We start from the raw sequence: 17889 nt of genomic DNA, 5'->3' as shown, positions 1-17889 counted from the left end.
GATTACGGTGGCTTTGTTTAGGTGTAGTGGCAGTTAGCTGCTACTTAACAAGGCGTTAGAAGTTACAGGGAGTAAGTGCGCATTATGAAGTTCTATATCAAATTAATGTTAATAGTTGCCATCTCAACTTTTTGTGTAGGTTGTGATCAAGCAACTAAAGCATTAGCTTCAAACTACTTGCCCAAATTCTACATGGACAGTTATCTCAATGACATCTTTCGAGTTGGGTATTTTGAGAATACGGGAGCGTTCTTGAGTTTAGGTAGTTCACTCTCTAGTGAGTACCGTTTTTATATTTTCGTCGTTGCTATAGCTATTTTCCTATCAGCATTGCTAATATATGTAGCTTGCTCCAAAAGCCTCAATACGGCTCAAGTTGTTGCATTGACGTTGTTTTTATCGGGTGGCGCAAGCAATTTATATGACCGAATAGTAAACAATGGAGCGGTGATTGATTTTTTAAACTTTGGTGTGGGCTCATTGAGGACGGGTGTTTTTAATGTAGCGGACATAGCAATTGTTGCAGGTGGCGTCATGTTTGTCTTTGCAAACTCAAAATTAGATCTGAGAAATGGGAACTTCTAACAAATTGTTCAAGCAGACAGCTAACGTTTGGCGATTTTGGTTTGGTTGGGTTTAGTGATTACGGTGGCTTTGTTTGAGTGCAGTGGCAGTTAGCTGCTACTTAACAAGGCGTTAGCTTATAAGGACTATCGGTGTGTTTTTACTAAACGGTAATGGCTCAAAAATAGTGTACAGTCTGAAAGCATCTGTTATCTCTTTTGGTGTTGCAGGACTGTTGGCCGTGATAATTGATCTAGTTTTTGGCCTTCCATCTGATGCACCGATGTATGCATTGACTGTTGCTGATATTTTGGGAGCTGTGATTTTTAGTCCAGTGATAGAAACATTGTTATTGGCAGCAATATTAGTATTCATCAATAAATTTACAGAGCATGTGATACTTTCTGCCTGTTTATGCGCATTAGTTTTCTCTTTGCTGCACTCAATGGTATTTCCTCTTTGGGGTGTAATCACATTCGTTCCGTTTGTTATTTTTGGGATAGCATTTCAAATATGGAAATTGACCTCAACGAAAGCGGGAGTGCAAGTGGCTTGTTTTATTCATGCACTAAATAATGGGTATGTAGTTTTAGTAGGTATGGCTAGCGAAATAAGCTAACAAATTGCTCAAGTCGACAGCTAACGCTTGGCGATTTTGGTTTGGTGGAGTTCAGTGATTACGTGGCTTTGCTTGAGTATAGTGGTAGTTAGCTGCAACTTAGCAAGGCGTTATATGCCAGTCACTAAAAAGTCTATTGCAGCGACAATTTCATTCCTAAACGTACTCAGCTCATTAACTGGATCTGTTAGGATTTTAATGGGTACGCTTGCCATCTGATGGGTAAGAATCGCAAAGTCTCCTTCTTCAATGTGGATGGTCGGGCATAAGTGGGTTGGTGTCTTTTTTTCAATTAACTCTAGTGGAGTTAATGGAATAACCAAGCGAGTATTAAGTGTATCCAGCAACTCGCTTTGGACATCAACAAAGTAAGGGTAAGCGGTTGCATTGCTTTTATCGTTGTTTTTATAAAGCGTAAATTGTGACATTAGAATACTCGGTATGAATCAGAAAAAAGTCCATGCTTTTCAGTTAGCTCGTTGCATGCTTCAATGGCTTCGGCATTTTGTTCAAGCCACTCAGCTTTCAGTTGCTGTCGAACTTCTTTTTCTAGGGCTTTTTCCATCGTCGCGGAAAGATTTATGTTTAGACGTTTAGCTTCACTTAGCAACTCGCTGTTTAAGCTAAGGTTTGTCGCTTTCTTTGGTGCGTTTGTGCTGTAGGTGTGCGGCATGGTCTTCTCCTCTGCGCATCTGTAGTACGCATAAAGTATATGTGATAAAAAGGCATATAACAAATTGTTCAAGCAGACAACTAACGTTTGGCGATTTTGGTTTGGTTGAGTTTAGTGATTACGGTGGCTATGTTTGGGCACAGTGGTAGTTAGCTGCTACTTAACAAGGCGTTAGGCGACGGGCAGGAAAGTTCTCTGTTCTCATTTTCTTAGTTCTCTTTGAGCATTCGTTTTTCTAAGTCGGCAATTCACCATTGTCGGCTCAAATCCTTGAACCTCTCTAACCGTAAAACATGTCAATGCTCATGGGTTGCCTCATTGGTTTTCAGCGTTGGTTGGTGGCAAGTTTCGATGGCTCAAAGTGTGGCAAGGGCAAGTCAATTGAGGCTTTCGTTCTCGCTTTAAGTTTGCAGCTTTATGTTTCGCTTCCTCAAAAGCAACTTGAACGCTGAAAGTCTGCATTTCGTGGTTGTTGAAACCTTGGCTGAAACATAGTGATATTTGTGGTTCTTGAATCACAAAAAGTTAGCGGGTGTTTGGTTGCTTATTCGGTTTCGGGTAATCTGCTTTCAAACAACCTTAAACCCCGGTGGGAAACTTCGCCTAACAAGGCGTTTAAGGCGGATTCACAACGCTTGGCGATCTCAGTTTAAATTGAATTTAGTGTTTAAGGTACAAAGGGTTAGGTATAGTGGTTTGCGTTGTTCACCACTTAACGCGGCGTTATGTGCCTTGGTGAATGAGGGGAACAAATGGATATCAACTTTGACGAATTAGAGTTGGCGGTAGAGTTTGTCTCTGGCGACCCTAGTTTTGGGGCAGAGGCATACTTGGATACTGTCTCGGGAAAAATCTATTATGTAGGTGATGGCGTCGAGGAAGAAGCACCAACGGATCTATACACAAACGAACAGTATCGCAGTTTGCCGAGTAAACAAGATCTTGGGTTAGGACGCACTACAGCACTTGATTTCATTTCGACTAAGTACCCAGAAGAGTACGATGAAGTTTTTCAGTACTTTAGCCGCAAAGGGGCGTTCTCAAAGTTTCGAATACACATTGAACAAATTGGTGCGCTAGAACAGTGGTATGAATACCAAAATCTAGCATTGCACCAGGCTCTGCAAGACTGGTGTGACGAGAAGAATATCAAGTATCGGTGCTAGCACATAACAAATTGCTCAAGCAGACAGCTAACAGTTGGCGATTTTGGTTTGGTTGAGTTCGGTGATTAAGGTGGCTTTGCTTGAGTGTTGTGGTAGTTAGCTGCAACTTAGCAAGGCGTTAGCAATATTAAAGGACGGCAAGATGCAGCATTTCAAAGGATGCAAATTAGTCGTTCATTGTAACGACCAAATTATTACCTACAAAAGAGATGATATCTCAACGATCTCCTTCCCAAATTGTTGGGACTTTCCCGGTGGTGGCCGTGAAGGTAATGAAACACCGGAGGAGTGTGCTCTCCGAGAGTTCAAAGAGGAGTTTGGAATCCAACTGTGCCAGTCCCGAATCCACTATAAGCAAAAAGTTCTCAGTCATACGGGCTCTGGTTGGGCGTTTCTTCTCGCAGTGACAATCTCGCAAGATGAGCTGGATGACATCAAGTTTGGTGATGAGGGGCAGTATTGGCAACTTATGGATGTGGAAACCTATTTATCGATCCTAGATGCGGTGCCCTCTAACCAGAAGCGATTAAGAGACTATCTCAACCGGTAGAGTTCAATTGCTAACAATTTGTTCAAGCAGACAGCTAACCGTCGGCGATTTTGGTTTGGTTGAGTTTAGTGATTAAGGTGGCTTTGTTTGAGTGTAGTGGTAGTTAGCTGCTACTTAACAAGGCGTTAGGCTACAAGGAAAAGTATATGAACGAGACAGTGGAAGTTTATCCCACACAATATGAAGCAATATTGAAAGCCACATACGCAATTGGGTTTCCTCAATTATCAGAGCTTCCGATAGGTTCATTTTTAGCTGTTTTGGCTGCGAGTAAGCAATCAGGGTATTTCTTGGAGCTAGGGACTGGCACAGGTCTTTGTACTTCATGGATATTGCATGGAATGTCTGAAGACTCGAAATTAACAACGGTAGATAATTCGGTTGAAAATATTGAGATAGCTCGAAGTTATCTAGGAGAAGATCCGCGAATAGATATCGTTTTGTCCAATGGTGAAGATGTTATCGATCAAATCTCTCCATCGTCGGTCGATTTGATATTTGCGGATACTTGGCCGGGTAAATACCACTACCTAGATGAAACTCTAGCTTGCCTCAAAGTTGGTGGTTTTTACATCATAGACGATATGAAAATTCGTGAGGATTGGTCAAAAGAGCACAATGAAAAGGTTCGAGCGCTGATAGCTCACTTATCACAACGAGATGATCTTGTTGTATCAAAGCTTTGTTGGTCAACAGGTATAGTTATGTGCGTGAAAGTAGCCTAACAAATTGTTCAAGCAGACAGCTAACGTTTGGCGATTTTGGTTTGGTTGGGTTTAGTGATTACGGTGGCTTTGTTTGGGTGCAGTGGTAGTTAGCTGCTACTTAACAAGGCGTTAGGTGAACAAGGAAGTTATTGCGGTGAAAATAGTCCCAGAGTTATATGTCCAAAGTATTGATGACAATTTAGCATTCTTTGTTGATATTTTGGGCTTTAGTATTAAGTACCAGCGTGAAGAAGAGCAGTTTGTGTATTTAACCCGAGAGGGTCTAGATTTGATGCTCGAGGGTGTTCAAGGCAACTCTCGTAAATGGTTGTCAGGAAAGCTCGAACCACCTTTGGGTAGAGGTATTAACTTCCAGTGGGATGTAACTGGCATCGAAACACTCTACTCGAAGATTCAGTCAGCATGTAGTGACACGATATTCCTTCCCAAAGAAACAAAGTCGTATCGAGTCAATGAGCAGCACGTCACTCAGGTGCAGTTTATTGTTAGTAGTCCAGATGGGTATCTTTTCAGGTTTTGTGAGGATATGCGGTGACAATGTTCACCTAACAAATTATTCAAGCAGACAGCTAACAGTTGGCGATTTTGGTTTGGATTGAGTTCAGTGATTATGGTGGCTTTGTTTGGGTGTAGTGGTGGTTAGCTGCTACTTAACAAGGCGTTAGCTTTCTCGGTTAAGTTCATTGGAGTAGGGGTTCATCGTCCTAGCTTTACACCTGCTCGTCCGTGGAAAATCGCAAACCCGCACCTGTTGTTTCTTTTGTCTGGGAAGGGCGTCAATCAACTTAGAGTAAGGTGCACTTGGCAGTCAGCTTCAGCGCAAGAGCCGTGAGTCGCCTTTAAGTATCGCCATCTTTGGCAGCAAGTTGGTGGAGAATTCAATGCTTCTGCATTGGTTACGTCGGCGGCGTCAGTTTTGGAGCGTTTCTTTAAAACCTTGGTACCAAACGTCGGCTGCATCGCACGAAAAAAGCTAACAAATTGCTCAAGCAGACAGCTAACGCTCGGCGATTTTGGTTTGTTTGAATTCAGTGATTACGTGGCTTTGCTTGAGTGTTGTGGCAGTTAGCTGCAACTTAGCAAGGCGTTATGCGCTAATAGGAAAAACGATGAAAGGAGTTCAATAAGTGGTTACTTGTTACCTGAGATATATCATTGATCCATCAAAGGTTAGTGAATTTGAAGAATACGCGAAAATGTGGATCCCACTCGTAGGGAAGTTTGGTGGGCAACATCACGGCTATTTCTTACCTTCTGAAGGTGCTAATAATGTGGCCTTAGCTTTGTTTTCATTCCCAAGTCTCGCAGCTTACGAAACATATCGTACTGATTCTTTTAAAGACAAAGAGTGTATTGCTGCTTTTCAATTTGCTGAAGATACAAATTGTATCATTAGCTATGAACGTAGCTTTTTCAGACCAGTGCTCGACTAACCACGCGCATAACAAATTGTTCAAGCAGACAGCTAACAGTTGCCGGTTTTGGTTTGAATTGAGTTTAGTGACTACGGTGGCTTTGCTTGGGTGCAGTGGCAGTTAGCTGCTACTTAACAAGGCGTTAGGCATCAGGAGGTAACTAAGTGGCTCTAACACAAATACAGGTAATTCAGTCTTTGGGTGAGTCTATGTCTTGGTTTGAACGAGAGTTGAGTTGGGGTGTTCCTATTACTGAGCTGAGGCACTTGACCGGAAGAATTGGTGAGCTTTATTCTGCATTGATTACTAATGGGCAAATGGCAACTGAAGTAAATCAATCTGGCTATGATGTTGTAAGCGGGGAAGGTGAACGAGTCTCAGTTAAAACCACCGGACGTTTAGTTAATAACGGTCATATTTCTTTTAATCCAAACACACTTAACTGTGTTGACCGAGTTATTGTATTGCGGATTAACATTGAAGAAATGCAAATTGAAACCTTGTTCGACGGAACAGTTGAACAAGCAAAATCTCTAATGTGCACTTCGGGTTCAGGCTCAAAATATACACTTGCTTTGAGCAAACTGACGAAACCTAGCTGTCTCAATCGCGATATACCCAAAGTTAAAGAGGGTGTCTGGGGAGAATTAACCATTGTCGAACGAGAAAATGGTTCAATAGAAGTCATTAAGAATGGTGCGCCTCTATTGCCAGCTAAACCACATTTGAGGCTAGTAGCCAAAGAGTTGGGCGTATCAATACTAAATAGCAACGGTAACCCTTACAACACACGGCAGCTAGGTAGTTTGATAATCCGTGAACTGAATGCCTAACAAATTGCTCAAGTCGACAGCTAACGCTCGGCGATTTTGGTTTGGTTGAGTTCAGTGATTAAGGTGGCTTTGCTTGAGTGTGGTGGTCGTTAGCTGCAACTTAGCAAGGCGTTATGTGATTTTTAGCAGTAGTGAGCGAGGTTGTAATGCTTAGTGAGAAATTGTTTCTTCCATTCTTAGCTACGTTAGGTGCATCTTTGACGGTGTTGTTTATCCAGTTCAACACTCGTAGAGTGCGAGAAAGTAAGCAGAAAGTATATGCGACTTCATATGTATTTCATCAGTGTCACAACATTTTGTTCTCTGAATTAAGCATAATGAAGGCAACAGTAGTTCCACATATCAAGGCTATTGAGAGAATTTTGGAAGGGGACAATGAACTACTCACAAAAATGTTCTTAGCTGACGAGTTTGATATATTGAAAGCACCTTCCCCAGAAGCTAACCATTTACCTAAAGACTACATGTTGTTGTTAGGCTATGACGATATCTACTTATCAAGTAGTTATGAAATGCTTCTGTATCTCGAATCTAGCGATTTGGAACGACAAGAGCTTAATGAATTTGTAAAAAACAAACTCAAAAATATGCATGCGTTTTTTAAACTAAGTGAGGGTGAAAAGGTGGATATCCTTCATGAGTACTATGATCGACTCACTTCTATAAAGCATGCAAGTAAGCGCAAAGTATTTTTCATTGTATATTCCTTATTGCCTCGATTCTCTGCTTACGCAAAGTCATATCAGTTTTGGTTGTATTCCAAGAAAAATACAAACCATGAAAAGTCTAGAATCAAGAAGGTGTTGGGGGACTACAAAGAGTTTGTCCCAAGCGCTGACTTTGGCTCAAAAACGATGAGTGGTGGTATACAAAATGAAATCACATAACAAGGCGCTTAAGACGGATTCGCAAACGCGTGCCGAACTCGCTTCGCTCAAACATGGCACACGTTCGCTCACCGCTTAGCTTAGCGTTATACCATCAGGAGAGTTAATGTATTTAATATCACCATCAGCAAATTATAAAGAAGCATTTGCAGAGTTTTATTATGATTTCGCAGTTAATGATCCTGAAAATGCGGATTATTACGAGCAGGGATATTCTGACTTTGATAACTACATAGAAAGTCTGACAAACGAAGAAAAGGGTATAAACCTACGTGAAGGTTATGTTCCTTGTAGTCATTTTTGGTTAACGTCCAATGCTGGTGAAGTTATTGGTGCTATTAGGGTTAGACACACGATAGACAACGAGTTCCTCAGCTTTGAGGGTGGTCATATTGGTTACGATATTGCACCAAGTTTTCGTTCTAAAGGTTTTGGCAAGTCAATGCTTAAACTTGTTCTGCCAAAAGCATTAGAGTTAGGGATTACTACCGCTTTGATCACGGCTGATGAAGACAACATCGCATCGCGCAAGGTCATTGAAAGCAATGGCGGTAACTTTGATAAAGTTGTGCAAGGAAAAGTCTTTCCCAATCCAATAGCGAGATATTGGGTTTCGTGCGCATGATGGTATAACAAATTGCTCAAGTCGACAGCTAACGCTTGGCGATTTTGGCTTGGTTGAGTTTAGTGATTACGTGGCTTTGTTTGAGTGTCGTGGTAGTTAGCTGCAACTTAGCAAGGCGTTAGGTGCCATTCAAGTTCGGAGAATACATTCAGTGATCTTCAATCATATTTCACTTGGAACTAATGATGTTGAGAATGCATCAGCTTTTTATGATGCAGTGCTATCGACATTAGGTATCAGCCGTAGTCACACAATCGATCAAGTAGCTGTGTCTTATGGCGAACAGTTTGAATTTTGGGTTGGACTCCCATTAGAAGGAAATGGAAGCAGTGGAAATGGTACTCACGTAGCATTCAATGCTCCGAGCCAAGACGCAGTAGACACATTTTATCAAGTCGCCTTGCAGCAAGGTGCGAGCTGTGAGGGTAAACCTGCGTTGAGGCCTGAATACGGTGCGTCATATTATGCGGCTTATGTCCGTGACCTTGATGGCAAAAAGATAGAAGCAGTCTTCACATAGCGCGGTGTGTTGCACCTAACAAATTGTTCAAGCAGACAGCTAACGTTTGGCGATTTTGGTTTGGTTGAGTTTAGTGATTACGGTGGCTTTGTTTGGGTGCAGTGGCAGTTAGCTGCTACTTAACAAGGCGTTAGGTTACCATTCACCACCTGTGCAAATAATGTAATTGATATATGGCATATGGTGAAGTGTTTCTAGCGAGAGTGCAATGGCTAAAGACTGGAAGGCAATGGGTTTTATAATTACCTCTTTTTTGTGGATATACAGTGAGGTAGTTTATGGTAGCGTGTAACATCAGTACGGTTGAGTTTTCGAAGCACTTTAATGCGAACATGAAAGCATTAGGGCTACCTGTTCCTTCCACATTATTCGATTCTGCGACGGCGGCAGTCAGTAATGCCACTGTAATGATAGCGGCAATAAAAAGCTTGGGGCGAGGGGCAACAGTTACTGAGTTGATTAAAGCGACAACGGGATTAGAAAAACTGAAAGTTGCAGGTGCTTTGCTTGCGTCTTTTTATGTCGGTGCCGTTGTTGGTAGTATTGCTGTCGCAAGTACAAAAACTTTAGGGTGTGGTTTAAGTCTAATTGACTTTTTTTCGTTTCAAAATAAGCACGGACTAAAGTATCCAAATAGTCACCAGTTTTATGCTGCAAATCCTGAGATATTAGCGCCTAAAGTTAAAACACATACGAGCTATTGGACTAAAGCGTTAGCAGACAAAGGATTATGATTGTGAAGAACAAAATAGTCTTACTGCTTGTGGGTTTTTTGGTGGCTTCTTTAGCTTGGCTATTTTTTAACACCTTTCAAGCATATAGCTTTTATATTCTGTTGATTATTGCAATCCTTGCAGTTTTAACTCATAAGATGTTTAGAAAGAAGTAACCTAACAAATTGCTCAAGCAGACAGCTAACAGTTGGCGATTTTGGTTTGGTTGAGTTCAGTGATTAAGGTGGCTTTGCTTGAGTGTCGTGGTTGTTAGCTGCAACTTAGCAAGGCGTTATAACCACAGCAAAAAATGGAGTATTTGTGATAGCGAGAGAATGGAAAGCAACTTGTCCTAAAGAGCATGAGGACGGATTCATAGGGTACCTTTACGAAACTGGAATCAAAGATACTTCAGACACAAAGGGTTTTGTAGGTGCACAAATTTTAAAGCGAGATTTGGGCAATAGTACGGAAATTACTTTGCTTACTTTTTGGGAAGATATTGAGTGTATTAAAGCCTTCTCTGGAGAAAATATTAGTATTGCAAGACTATACCCTGAAGATGAGAAATATAAACTAAACCCAGAGCGACATGTAAAGCACTATGAAGTCCGAGAGAATATGTGGCTATAACAAATTACTCAAGTCGACAGCTAACAGTCGGCGATTTTGGTTTGGTTGAGTATAGTGATTACGCGGCTTTGCTTGAGCTTCGTGGCTGTTGGCTGCAACTTAGCAAGGCGTTAGGTGAACAGGGAAGTTATTGCGGTGAAAATAGTCCCAGAGTTATATGTCCAAAGCATTGATGACAATTTAGCATTCTTTGTTGATATTTTGGGCTTTAGTATTAAGTACCAGCGTCAAGAAGAGCAGTTTGTGTATTTAACTCGAGAGGGGCTAGATTTGATGCTCGAGGGTGTTCAAGGCAACTCTCGTAAATGGTTGTCGGGAACGCTCGAACCACCTTTTGGTAGAGGTATTAACTTCCAATGGGATGTAACTGGCATCGAAACACTCTACTCGAAGGTTCAGTCAGCATGTAGTGACATGATATTCCTTCCCAAAGAAACAAAGTCGTATCGAGTCAATGAGCAGTACGTCACTCAGGTGCAGTTCATTGTTCGTAGTCCAGATGGGTATCTTTTCAGGTTTTGTGAGGATATGCGGTGACAATGTTCACCTAACAAATTGCTCAAGCAGACAGCTAACGTTCGGCGATTTTGGTTTGGTTGAGTTTAGTGATTATGGTGGCTTTGCTTGAGTATCGTGGCCGTTAGCTGCAACTTAGCAAGGCGTTATGTTTACTGAGATAACTATGCTTAAGTCAATCAAATTTAAATACAGTCGCTTGCTATTGAAGCTCCTGAAAAATGATCGTATCTACCTTGCTACGTTTATTAAATCATGGGCTACTCTCGCTTCGATAACGGTACTAGTTTTATCTATTAGTTTGTTAATCGATAGATTGAATATGCTAGATGAGTTCAGCTTTCGCATTGCGATGATAAAGTACGCAATTGGAATTGTAGCAAGCATCATCTCAGTTCTAGATAGTTATGAGAAGTGCAGGTGTATTAAATTGAAATCAATTTCAAAAGCGTTAAATCGAAAGCACAATGTTCAAACATAACAAATTGTTCAAGCAGACAGCTAACCGTCGGCATTTTTGGTTTGAACTGGGTTTAGTGATTACGGTGGCTTTGTTTGAGTGTAGTGGCAGTTAGCTGCTACTTAACAAAGCGTTATGTATATTTCACGATCACACACGGAGGTAGATATGAATAAAGACATTACAGGTGGATGTTGCTGTGAAAGCGTTGCTTTTAAAGTAAAAGATGACTTTGGCAAGTTTTTCTTCTGTCACTGCAACCAGTGTAGGAAGCTAACTGGTTCAGCTCACGCAGCAAATCTATTTACTTCTCCAGCCAACATAGAATGGACTAAAGGTGAAGAAAAAGTGCAACGCTATAATCATTCTAGTCGTTCGTTTTCCAAGGCTTTTTGTAGCGATTGTGGCTCAGCTTTACCTGTGGTGAATCAAACTGGGAAGTTCCTGATTGTTCCTGCTGGCTCATTGAACGAAGAGCCGTCAAAGAGTCTTGATGCTCAAATATTCTGTGCAGAGCAAACTGAGTGGCACAGCGTAGGTTTGAAAGCAGTTAAGTTGGACGGCTTTCCAAAATAAACATAACAAATTGTTCAAGCAGACAGCTAACAGTCGGCGATTTTGGTTTGGTTTTAGTTTAGTGATTACGATGGCTTTATTTGAGTGCAGTGGTAGTTAGCTGCTACTTAACAAGGCGTTAGGCTACAAGGAAAAGTATATGAACGAGACAGTGGAAGTTTATCCCACACAATATGAAGCAATATTGAAAGCCACACACGCAATTGGCTTTCCGCAATTGTCAGAACTTCCGATAGGCTCATTTTTAGCTGCTTTGGCTGCGAGTAAGCAATCAGGGTACTTCTTGGAGCTAGGGACTGGCACAGGTCTTTGTACATCATGGATATTGCATGGAATGTCTGAAGACTCGAAATTAACAACGGTAGATAATTCGGTTGAAAATATTGAGATAGCTCGTAGTTATCTAGGAGAAGATCAGCGAATCGATATCGTTTTGTCCAATGGTGAGGATGTTATCGATAGAACCCCTCCATCGTCGGTCGATTTGATATTTGCGGATACTTGGCCGGGTAAATACCACTACCTAGATGAAACTCTAGCGTGCCTCAAAATTGGTGGTTTTTACATCATAGATGATATGAAAACTCGTGAGGATTGGTCAGAAGAGCACAATGAAAAGGTTCGAGCGCTGATAGCTCACTTATCACAACGAGATGATCTTGTTATATCGAAGCTTTGTTGGTCAACAGGCATAGTTATGTGCGTGAAAGTAGCCTAACAAATTGTTCAAGCAGACAGCTAACGTCCGGCGATTTTGGTTTGGTTGGGTTTAGTGATTACGGTGGCTTTGTTTGAGTGCAGTGGTGGTTAGCTGCAACTTAACAAGGCGTTAGGTGACAGGAGGTAACTTGAAGTCATTTATACTGGGTATTCTGTATGCGTTGATATCGATAATTCTCATTGGCGCAATTGGGCGTTGGTTAGTTCCATATTTGGAATCAATTGCTCTGGTTGATTACGTAGCATTCTGTGGTGTTTTTGCGATTGGTATAGCCTATTTAGCTTACGACGGTAGCAACCCCGCCAATCAGGATGTCATGTCATTAATTACTCACCGTGAGCTGGTCAGTCGTGATATAGATGCTCAGGATAGACATAACCAAATCAGCTTTACTTTTTCGGTAGGCATCGCTGGAATTTTGTTGCTATTAACTAGTGGTTTAATGGTGTGGTTGTCGTGAGTGATATCACCTAACAAATTGCTCAAGCAGACAGCTAACAGTTGGCGATTTTGGTTTGGTTGAGTTCAGTGATTAAGGTGGCTTTGCTTGAGTGTCTTGGTAGTTAGCTGCAACTTAGCAAGGCGTTAGCTGTCATCCATGTTCAAAGGAGGAACAAATGGATTATCCACTTCAAGGCGCATGTCAGTGCGGACAAGTTACCTATGAACTACATGAAAAACCACTAATGGTTTTTGCTTGTCACTGTACAGAGTGTCAAAAGCTATCTACCAGCCCATTTAGCATCACTGCGGTTGTTGATGCATCTAAAGTAGAGTTTTCGGGTCAACTGAGAAGTTGGGAGCGATTAGCTGATAGTGGTAATCGTAACTGTGCAATGTTCTGCCCAAGTTGTGGAAACAGAATTTATCACTTTAATCCAGATGCACCGGAAACAGTTAAGTTAAAGCTAAAACCAATTGATCAATCTTCAACTGATATTTTCGAACCTCAAGCGCATGTTTGGGTTAGTGAAAAGCTGGATTGGTATCAGATACCAAATAATGTGAAGGTCTTTCCCAAACAGCCGAGCTAGCAGCTAACAAATTGTTCAAGCAGACAGCTAATGCTCGGCGATTTTGGTTTGTTTGAGTTCAGTGATTACGTGGCTTTGCTTGGGTGTAGTGTTCGTTAGCTGCAACTTAGCAAGGCGTTAGGCAAGTAGGGGATATAATAGACAATGCCCGATTATTTTTATACGACTTCAGCAGCAATTGTTGCGGCATGGCTCACGGCGGCGTTTGCTTTCTTCACATTAATTAATACAAAGCATGCCAAAACGTCTGAGTTCCGACAGGAATGGATTGATAAACTAAGAGAAGAGATATCTATTTTTTTGAGTACTGCACTTCATATGAGTAGCATTTCTTCACAAATAGATAAATCAGTCAATGACGAACATAAGCTCAAACTGCAAGACGAGAGAGACAGGTGCTATCAATCAGTTATGCAGCAACAGTTATCTATACGTTTAAGAATCAACAAATATGATAAAGACAAGGAACTTCAACGGCTGAATAAACTTTTACTTGCTTGGCTCGATGATGTTGCAGTACTTGCTGACAACAAAGATTATACAGGTTGTCGTATATGCGCTGCGGAAGCGCAAGAAACTGCATCTGAAATACTAAAACTTGAGTGGGAAAGAGTTAAAGCAGGAGAAAAAGCATATCGCTATACGATTCGCACTTGTGTGCCATTGTTATTAGTTGGTTTAATCGTTATATGTGTACTTGCAGCCAAAATACTTGCCTAACAAATTGCTCAAGTCGACAGCTAACGTTCGGCGATTTTGGTTTGGTTGAGTTCAGTGATTACGGTGGCATTGTTTAGTGCAGTGGTAGTTAGCTGCAACTTAGCAAGGCGTTAGAAGTTACAGGGAGTAAGTGCGCATTATGAAGTTCTATATCAAATTAATGTTAATAGTTGCCATCTCAACTTTTTGTGTAGGTTGTGATCAAGCAACTAAAGCATTAGCTTCAAACTACTTGCCCAAATTCTACATGGACAGTTATCTCAATGACATCTTTCGAGTTGGGTATTTTGAGAATACGGGAGCGTTCTTGAGTTTAGGTAGTTCACTCTCTAGTGAGTACCGTTTTTATATTTTCGTCGTTGCTATAGCTATTTTCCTATCAGCATTGCTAATATATGTAGCTTGCTCCAAAAGCCTCAATACGGCTCAAGTTGTTGCATTGACGTTGTTTTTATCGGGTGGCGCAAGCAATTTATATGACCGAATAGTAAACAATGGAGCGGTGATTGATTTTTTAAATTTTGGTGTGGGCTCATTGAGGACGGGTGTTTTTAATGTAGCGGACATAGCAATTGTTGCAGGTGGCGTCATGTTTGTCTTTGCAAACTCAAAATTAGATCTGAGAAATGGGAACTTCTAACAAATTGTTCAAGCAGACAGCTAACGTTTGGCGATTTTGGTTTGGTTGGGTTTAGTGATTACGGTGGCTTTGTTTGAGTGCAGTGGCAGTTAGCTGCTACTTAACAAGGCGTTAGCGCACAATCATACAACTAGGAGGTATGTGGTTTGATTACAGGAAGCTGCCAATGTGGTGCGGTCCAATATGAGTTGTTATCCGAGCCTTTTCGAGCTTCTCATTGTCACTGCAAGATGTGTCAAAAGCTACATGGTTCAGCATTCGCGACTTATGTGACCGTCCCTAAAAATGACCTGCGTTATATCTCAGAGCTGACTGAAATTTCAGAATATAGCTCCTCTGCACATGTTACTCGAAAATTCTGTAGAACGTGTGGCTCAAATATAGAGTGGTCTGATAGCCGGAGATATCCAGATAGAGTTTCAGTAACACTAGCTACATTGGATGGCAGCAATTCTCCTAGTGAGATACATGAAATTTTTACAGAAACGGCGGTGTGTTGGTCAGTGCGCTAACAAATTGTTCAAGCAGACAGCTAACAGTCGGCGATTTTGGTTTGATTTGGGTTTAGTGATTATGGTGGCTTTGTTTGGGTTCGGTGGTAGTTAGCTGCTACTTAACAAGGCGTTATACCATCAGGAGAGTTAATGTATTTAATATCACCATCAGCAAATTATAAAGAAGCATTTGCAGAGTTTTATTATGATTTCGCAGTTAATGATCCTGAAAATGCGGATTATTACGAGCAGGGATATTCTGACTTTGATAACTACATAGAAAGTCTGACAAACGAAGAAAAGGGTATAAACCTACGTGAAGGTTATGTTCCTTGTAGTCATTTTTGGTTAACGTCCAATGCTGGTGAAGTTATTGGTGCTATTAGGGTTAGACACACGATAGACAACGAGTTCCTCAGCTTTGAGGGTGGTCATATTGGTTACGATATTGCACCAAGTTTTCGTTCTAAAGGTTTTGGCAAGTCAATGCTTAAACTTGTTCTGCCAAAAGCATTAGAGTTAGGGATTACTACCGCTTTGATCACGGCTGATGAAGACAACATCGCATCGCGCAAGGTCATTGAAAGCAATGGCGGTAACTTTGATAAAGTTGTGCAAGGAAAAGTCTTTCCCAATCCAATAGCGAGATATTGGGTTTCGTGCGCATGATGGTATAACAAATTGCTCAAGTCGACAGCTAACGTTTGGCGATTTTGGTTTGGTTGAGTTCAGTGATTATGGTGGCTTTGTTTGAGTTTTGTGGCCGTTAGCTGCAACTTAGCAAGGCGTTATGTACCTTTTCGTTCAAAATAGTTCGCTGTGTGATCCTATTCTGGCTAGTTGAAGAGTTCTATCGTGGATACGATAGATTAGAACTAAGTCCGGCTTAATGTGACAGTCTCGAAATCCAGCCCAGTTACCACTTAATGGATGGTCAACATTCTGAGCACAAAGTGTTTCGCCACGCTGTAGTTTAGAAATAATGTTGCCTACCTCAAGTACATCTGGGATAGGCAACTTAGTCACTTTCTTGAAGTCTTTTTTAAATTGCGTCGAATATTCAAGAAGATACATTGCTTACTTTGTCATCAGTTAGTGTGTTGAATAGAGAGTCTACCGAGTCAGCTTTGTGGCCTTGGCCAGATACGAGCTCTTGCATTGCGGCAATGCTCTCTTGATTCGGCTGTCTTACTTTGAGCTCGAATGGGATCCCACCGTGATTGATCACCGCGTGAGCAAACAGCTTGATTGCTTGTGACGGGCTCAAACCAACTTCATCACAGATGTTGGTAAAAGCTACTTTGGTATCGTGGTCGATACGTGTACTTAGCATTTCATTTTTCATAGCGTGCACCATTTGTATTGCAATGTAATACATCGTAGCACAAGGGTAGGTTCGGTACATAACAAATTGTTCAAGCAGACAGCTAACGTTTGGCGATTTTGGTTTGGTTGAGTTTAGTGATTACGGTGGCTTTGTTTGAGTGCAGTGGTAGTTAGCTGCTACTTAACAAGGCGTTAGGTGAATAGGAAACTATGCAAGCAACGATTGATACGAATAGACTAACTCTTAGACCCTTCACAGAACTTGATGCAACAAGAGTCGCGGAACTAGCGGGTGAAAAAATCATCTCGGATATGACAGCGAATATTCCAAACCCATACGAGTTAACTGATGCTGTTGACTGGATTAAAACGCATAAAGATTTATTCAACACTGGCAAAGGTGTCGTTTACGCTCTGGTTCTAAAGAATAGCAATACTCTAATTGGTGCAGTGAGTTTTCCTAGGATTGAAGAGGGAGAGGGGACATTAGGGTATTGGTTGGGGGTTCCTTTTTGGGGCGTCGGTTATGCAACGGAAGGGTCTTGAGCACTAATCGAGTACGCTAAAGAGAATCTAGGTCTCAGTAAAATCAAAGTCATGCATTTAACTGAAAATAAGCGTTCAAAATCAGTTATAAGCAAGTTGGGTACAACGTATGTTGGAACTAAAAGAATTCAAGCTCAAGGTAGAGCGCGTGAGGTGTGCGTTTACACAGCGCGGTTGTAAATTCACCTAACAATTTGTTCAAGCAGACAGCTAACAGTCGGCGATTTTGGTTTGATTTGGGTTTAGTGATTCTGGTGGCTTTGTTTGAGTGTAGTGGCAGTTAGCTGCTACTTAACAAGGCGTTATGGCTCAGTAGAACCTCTTAACATCGCGGTAGAAGTTTTCGTGAGACCCGAGAGCGATTAGTTCCAAAGTAACAGTTCCATCTTCATAGCTATAGCCTAGAAGCGTTAGTTGTTTGACCATTATGAACTTGTGAACGCGAAGAAAAGAGAGGTCTCCCTTTTTCTGCTCGCCCAGATAAGGATCTTTCATCAATTCTCGAACTGCGTTATCCAAGTCTGATTTTTGGTTTTTATGCAACTTTTTGACTGCCTTTTTAAAGGTAGGGGTTTGTAAAATATTTGTGATTTCAGTCAAAGTTATAAGCCTCTAGTTTTCCAGCCTCTTTCTCAGCTTTAGCTATAATTGCTTGTTTAACAAACTTATATGGTAAATCAGGGTTGTCTTCCATCATTTCACCGATCTTAGCCCAGTGCTCAATTTGTTTTGGGGTTGTTCTGTTTAAAGCTTTTGCCATGATGGAGGCTTTTTCGAAAAGCTCTTGATCAATTCGCACGCTAGTAGTTGCCATTGTTAGTTCCTCGTCTGTAGTGATAGTAGACAATTGTAGTAATTTGCCACGAAAGGTGCAAGTTGAGCCATAACAAATTGCTCAAGTCGACAGCTAACGCTCGGCACTTTTGGTTT

28 protein-coding genes and 1 pseudogene are annotated in these 17889 nt (G+C 41.3%); 23 read left to right on the top strand and 6 right to left on the bottom strand.

The features are described 5' to 3' along the window. Nucleotides 1-84 precede the first annotated feature (84 nt). Together AAA946_RS09015 and AAA946_RS09010 are read left to right on the top strand one after the other, a co-directional pair. Nucleotides 85-585, top strand: a complete 501-nt coding sequence (locus AAA946_RS09015) for a signal peptidase II (RefSeq protein WP_338164544.1) — start codon at nucleotides 85-87, stop codon at nucleotides 583-585. Nucleotides 586-718: 133 nt separating this feature from the next. Then, nucleotides 719-1183: a hypothetical protein gene (locus AAA946_RS09010; RefSeq protein WP_338164560.1), complete on the top strand. Its 465-nt coding sequence runs from the start codon at nucleotides 719-721 to the stop codon at nucleotides 1181-1183. Between the two features lie 110 nt (nucleotides 1184-1293). Here AAA946_RS09010 and AAA946_RS09005 read toward each other — a convergent pair whose 3' ends face one another. After that, the gene (locus tag AAA946_RS09005; RefSeq protein WP_338164559.1) at nucleotides 1294-1611 is read right to left on the bottom strand and encodes a CcdB family protein; all 318 of its coding nucleotides are present in this window, start codon (nucleotides 1609-1611) and stop codon (nucleotides 1294-1296) included. After that, complete coding sequence (locus tag AAA946_RS09000; protein ID WP_338164558.1) at nucleotides 1611-1856, bottom strand: type II toxin-antitoxin system CcdA family antitoxin; 246 nt, start codon at nucleotides 1854-1856, stop codon at nucleotides 1611-1613. Before AAA946_RS09000 ends, AAA946_RS09005 begins: the two co-directional genes overlap by 1 nt. A 752-nt stretch (nucleotides 1857-2608) precedes the next feature. Here AAA946_RS09000 and AAA946_RS08995 point away from each other — a divergent pair. From AAA946_RS08995 to AAA946_RS08905, 20 genes are all read left to right on the top strand, one after another. Beyond that, a complete protein-coding gene (locus tag AAA946_RS08995) occupies nucleotides 2609-3022 on the top strand; it encodes a hypothetical protein (RefSeq protein WP_338164557.1) in 414 nt (137 codons plus the stop codon). 142 nt (nucleotides 3023-3164) lie between these two features. Continuing rightward, on the top strand, nucleotides 3165-3572 hold the full coding sequence (locus AAA946_RS08990) for an NUDIX hydrolase (protein ID WP_338164556.1): 408 nt from the start codon (nucleotides 3165-3167) through the stop codon (nucleotides 3570-3572). 146 nt (nucleotides 3573-3718) lie between these two features. Next, nucleotides 3719-4297: an O-methyltransferase gene (locus tag AAA946_RS08985; RefSeq protein ID WP_338164555.1), complete on the top strand. Its 579-nt coding sequence runs from the start codon at nucleotides 3719-3721 to the stop codon at nucleotides 4295-4297. A 130-nt stretch (nucleotides 4298-4427) separates the two neighbouring features. Next, a complete protein-coding gene (locus AAA946_RS08980) occupies nucleotides 4428-4835 on the top strand; it encodes a bleomycin resistance protein (RefSeq protein ID WP_338165810.1) in 408 nt (135 codons plus the stop codon). A gap of 592 nt (nucleotides 4836-5427) precedes the next feature. Beyond that, on the top strand, nucleotides 5428-5733 hold the full coding sequence (locus AAA946_RS08975) for an NIPSNAP family protein (protein ID WP_338164554.1): 306 nt from the start codon (nucleotides 5428-5430) through the stop codon (nucleotides 5731-5733). A gap of 146 nt (nucleotides 5734-5879) precedes the next feature. Continuing rightward, on the top strand, nucleotides 5880-6548 hold the full coding sequence (locus AAA946_RS08970; RefSeq protein WP_445206070.1) for a DUF6998 domain-containing protein: 669 nt from the start codon (nucleotides 5880-5882) through the stop codon (nucleotides 6546-6548). A 146-nt stretch (nucleotides 6549-6694) separates the two neighbouring features. After that, nucleotides 6695-7435, top strand: coding sequence for a hypothetical protein (locus tag AAA946_RS08965; protein ID WP_338164552.1), 741 nt, complete (start codon nucleotides 6695-6697; stop codon nucleotides 7433-7435). A gap of 106 nt (nucleotides 7436-7541) precedes the next feature. Further along, complete coding sequence (locus AAA946_RS08960) at nucleotides 7542-8060, top strand: GNAT family N-acetyltransferase (protein WP_338164543.1); 519 nt, start codon at nucleotides 7542-7544, stop codon at nucleotides 8058-8060. A gap of 151 nt (nucleotides 8061-8211) precedes the next feature. Continuing rightward, on the top strand, nucleotides 8212-8580 hold the full coding sequence (locus tag AAA946_RS08955; RefSeq protein WP_338164551.1) for a VOC family protein: 369 nt from the start codon (nucleotides 8212-8214) through the stop codon (nucleotides 8578-8580). 278 nt (nucleotides 8581-8858) lie between these two features. Further along, nucleotides 8859-9314, top strand: coding sequence for a hypothetical protein (locus AAA946_RS08950; RefSeq protein WP_338164550.1), 456 nt, complete (start codon nucleotides 8859-8861; stop codon nucleotides 9312-9314). 300 nt (nucleotides 9315-9614) lie between these two features. Further along, entirely contained in the window at nucleotides 9615-9926 is a 312-nt protein-coding gene (locus AAA946_RS08945; RefSeq protein ID WP_244355911.1) for an antibiotic biosynthesis monooxygenase, read from the top strand. 129 nt (nucleotides 9927-10055) lie between these two features. Continuing rightward, nucleotides 10056-10463, top strand: a complete 408-nt coding sequence (locus AAA946_RS08940; RefSeq protein WP_338165809.1) for a bleomycin resistance protein — start codon at nucleotides 10056-10058, stop codon at nucleotides 10461-10463. A gap of 607 nt (nucleotides 10464-11070) precedes the next feature. Next, the gene (locus AAA946_RS08935) at nucleotides 11071-11478 is read left to right on the top strand and encodes a GFA family protein (protein ID WP_338164549.1); all 408 of its coding nucleotides are present in this window, start codon (nucleotides 11071-11073) and stop codon (nucleotides 11476-11478) included. A gap of 139 nt (nucleotides 11479-11617) precedes the next feature. Beyond that, a complete protein-coding gene (locus AAA946_RS08930) occupies nucleotides 11618-12196 on the top strand; it encodes an O-methyltransferase (protein ID WP_338164548.1) in 579 nt (192 codons plus the stop codon). 130 nt (nucleotides 12197-12326) lie between these two features. Next, nucleotides 12327-12659, top strand: a complete 333-nt coding sequence (locus AAA946_RS08925; RefSeq protein WP_338164547.1) for a hypothetical protein — start codon at nucleotides 12327-12329, stop codon at nucleotides 12657-12659. Nucleotides 12660-12816: 157 nt separating this feature from the next. Next, nucleotides 12817-13233, top strand: a complete 417-nt coding sequence (locus AAA946_RS08920) for a GFA family protein (RefSeq protein WP_338164546.1) — start codon at nucleotides 12817-12819, stop codon at nucleotides 13231-13233. 144 nt (nucleotides 13234-13377) lie between these two features. Further along, nucleotides 13378-13953, top strand: a complete 576-nt coding sequence (locus tag AAA946_RS08915) for a hypothetical protein (protein ID WP_338164545.1) — start codon at nucleotides 13378-13380, stop codon at nucleotides 13951-13953. Nucleotides 13954-14092: 139 nt separating this feature from the next. Next, nucleotides 14093-14593 (top strand): signal peptidase II, encoded by a 501-nt coding sequence (locus AAA946_RS08910; RefSeq protein ID WP_338164544.1) that lies wholly within the window; start codon nucleotides 14093-14095, stop codon nucleotides 14591-14593. 146 nt (nucleotides 14594-14739) lie between these two features. Further along, complete coding sequence (locus tag AAA946_RS24145; protein WP_445206069.1) at nucleotides 14740-15105, top strand: GFA family protein; 366 nt, start codon at nucleotides 14740-14742, stop codon at nucleotides 15103-15105. Between the two features lie 132 nt (nucleotides 15106-15237). Continuing rightward, nucleotides 15238-15756, top strand: coding sequence for a GNAT family N-acetyltransferase (locus tag AAA946_RS08905; RefSeq protein WP_338164543.1), 519 nt, complete (start codon nucleotides 15238-15240; stop codon nucleotides 15754-15756). A gap of 135 nt (nucleotides 15757-15891) precedes the next feature. On the opposite strand, the gene AAA946_RS08900 is transcribed toward AAA946_RS08905, so the two are convergent. Together AAA946_RS08900 and AAA946_RS08895 are read right to left on the bottom strand one after the other, a co-directional pair. Beyond that, on the bottom strand, nucleotides 15892-16161 hold the full coding sequence (locus AAA946_RS08900; protein ID WP_338164542.1) for a type II toxin-antitoxin system YafQ family toxin: 270 nt from the start codon (nucleotides 16159-16161) through the stop codon (nucleotides 15892-15894). Beyond that, complete coding sequence (locus AAA946_RS08895) at nucleotides 16148-16432, bottom strand: type II toxin-antitoxin system RelB/DinJ family antitoxin (RefSeq protein ID WP_338164541.1); 285 nt, start codon at nucleotides 16430-16432, stop codon at nucleotides 16148-16150. Before AAA946_RS08895 ends, AAA946_RS08900 begins: the two co-directional genes overlap by 14 nt. Before the next feature lie 191 nt (nucleotides 16433-16623). Here AAA946_RS08895 and AAA946_RS08890 point away from each other — a divergent pair. Further along, nucleotides 16624-17139, top strand: a pseudogene (locus AAA946_RS08890) (GNAT family N-acetyltransferase). Between the two features lie 129 nt (nucleotides 17140-17268). On the opposite strand, the gene AAA946_RS08885 reads toward AAA946_RS08890, so the two are convergent. Both AAA946_RS08885 and AAA946_RS08880 read right to left on the bottom strand, forming a co-directional pair. Further along, nucleotides 17269-17559 carry a type II toxin-antitoxin system RelE/ParE family toxin gene (locus tag AAA946_RS08885; protein ID WP_338164540.1) on the bottom strand — a complete coding sequence of 97 codons (291 nt, stop codon included), beginning with the start codon at nucleotides 17557-17559 and terminating at the stop codon, nucleotides 17269-17271. Beyond that, the gene (locus tag AAA946_RS08880; RefSeq protein ID WP_338164539.1) at nucleotides 17552-17773 is read right to left on the bottom strand and encodes a TA system antitoxin ParD family protein; all 222 of its coding nucleotides are present in this window, start codon (nucleotides 17771-17773) and stop codon (nucleotides 17552-17554) included. Before AAA946_RS08880 ends, AAA946_RS08885 begins: the two co-directional genes overlap by 8 nt. Nucleotides 17774-17889: the final 116 nt, after the last annotated feature.

This window comes from Vibrio sp. 10N (genome assembly GCF_036245475.1).
Taxonomy (GTDB): domain Bacteria; phylum Pseudomonadota; class Gammaproteobacteria; order Enterobacterales; family Vibrionaceae; genus Vibrio.
The sequence above is the reverse complement of the archived record's forward strand: the minus strand, read 5'-3'. Positions and strand labels throughout refer to the sequence as shown.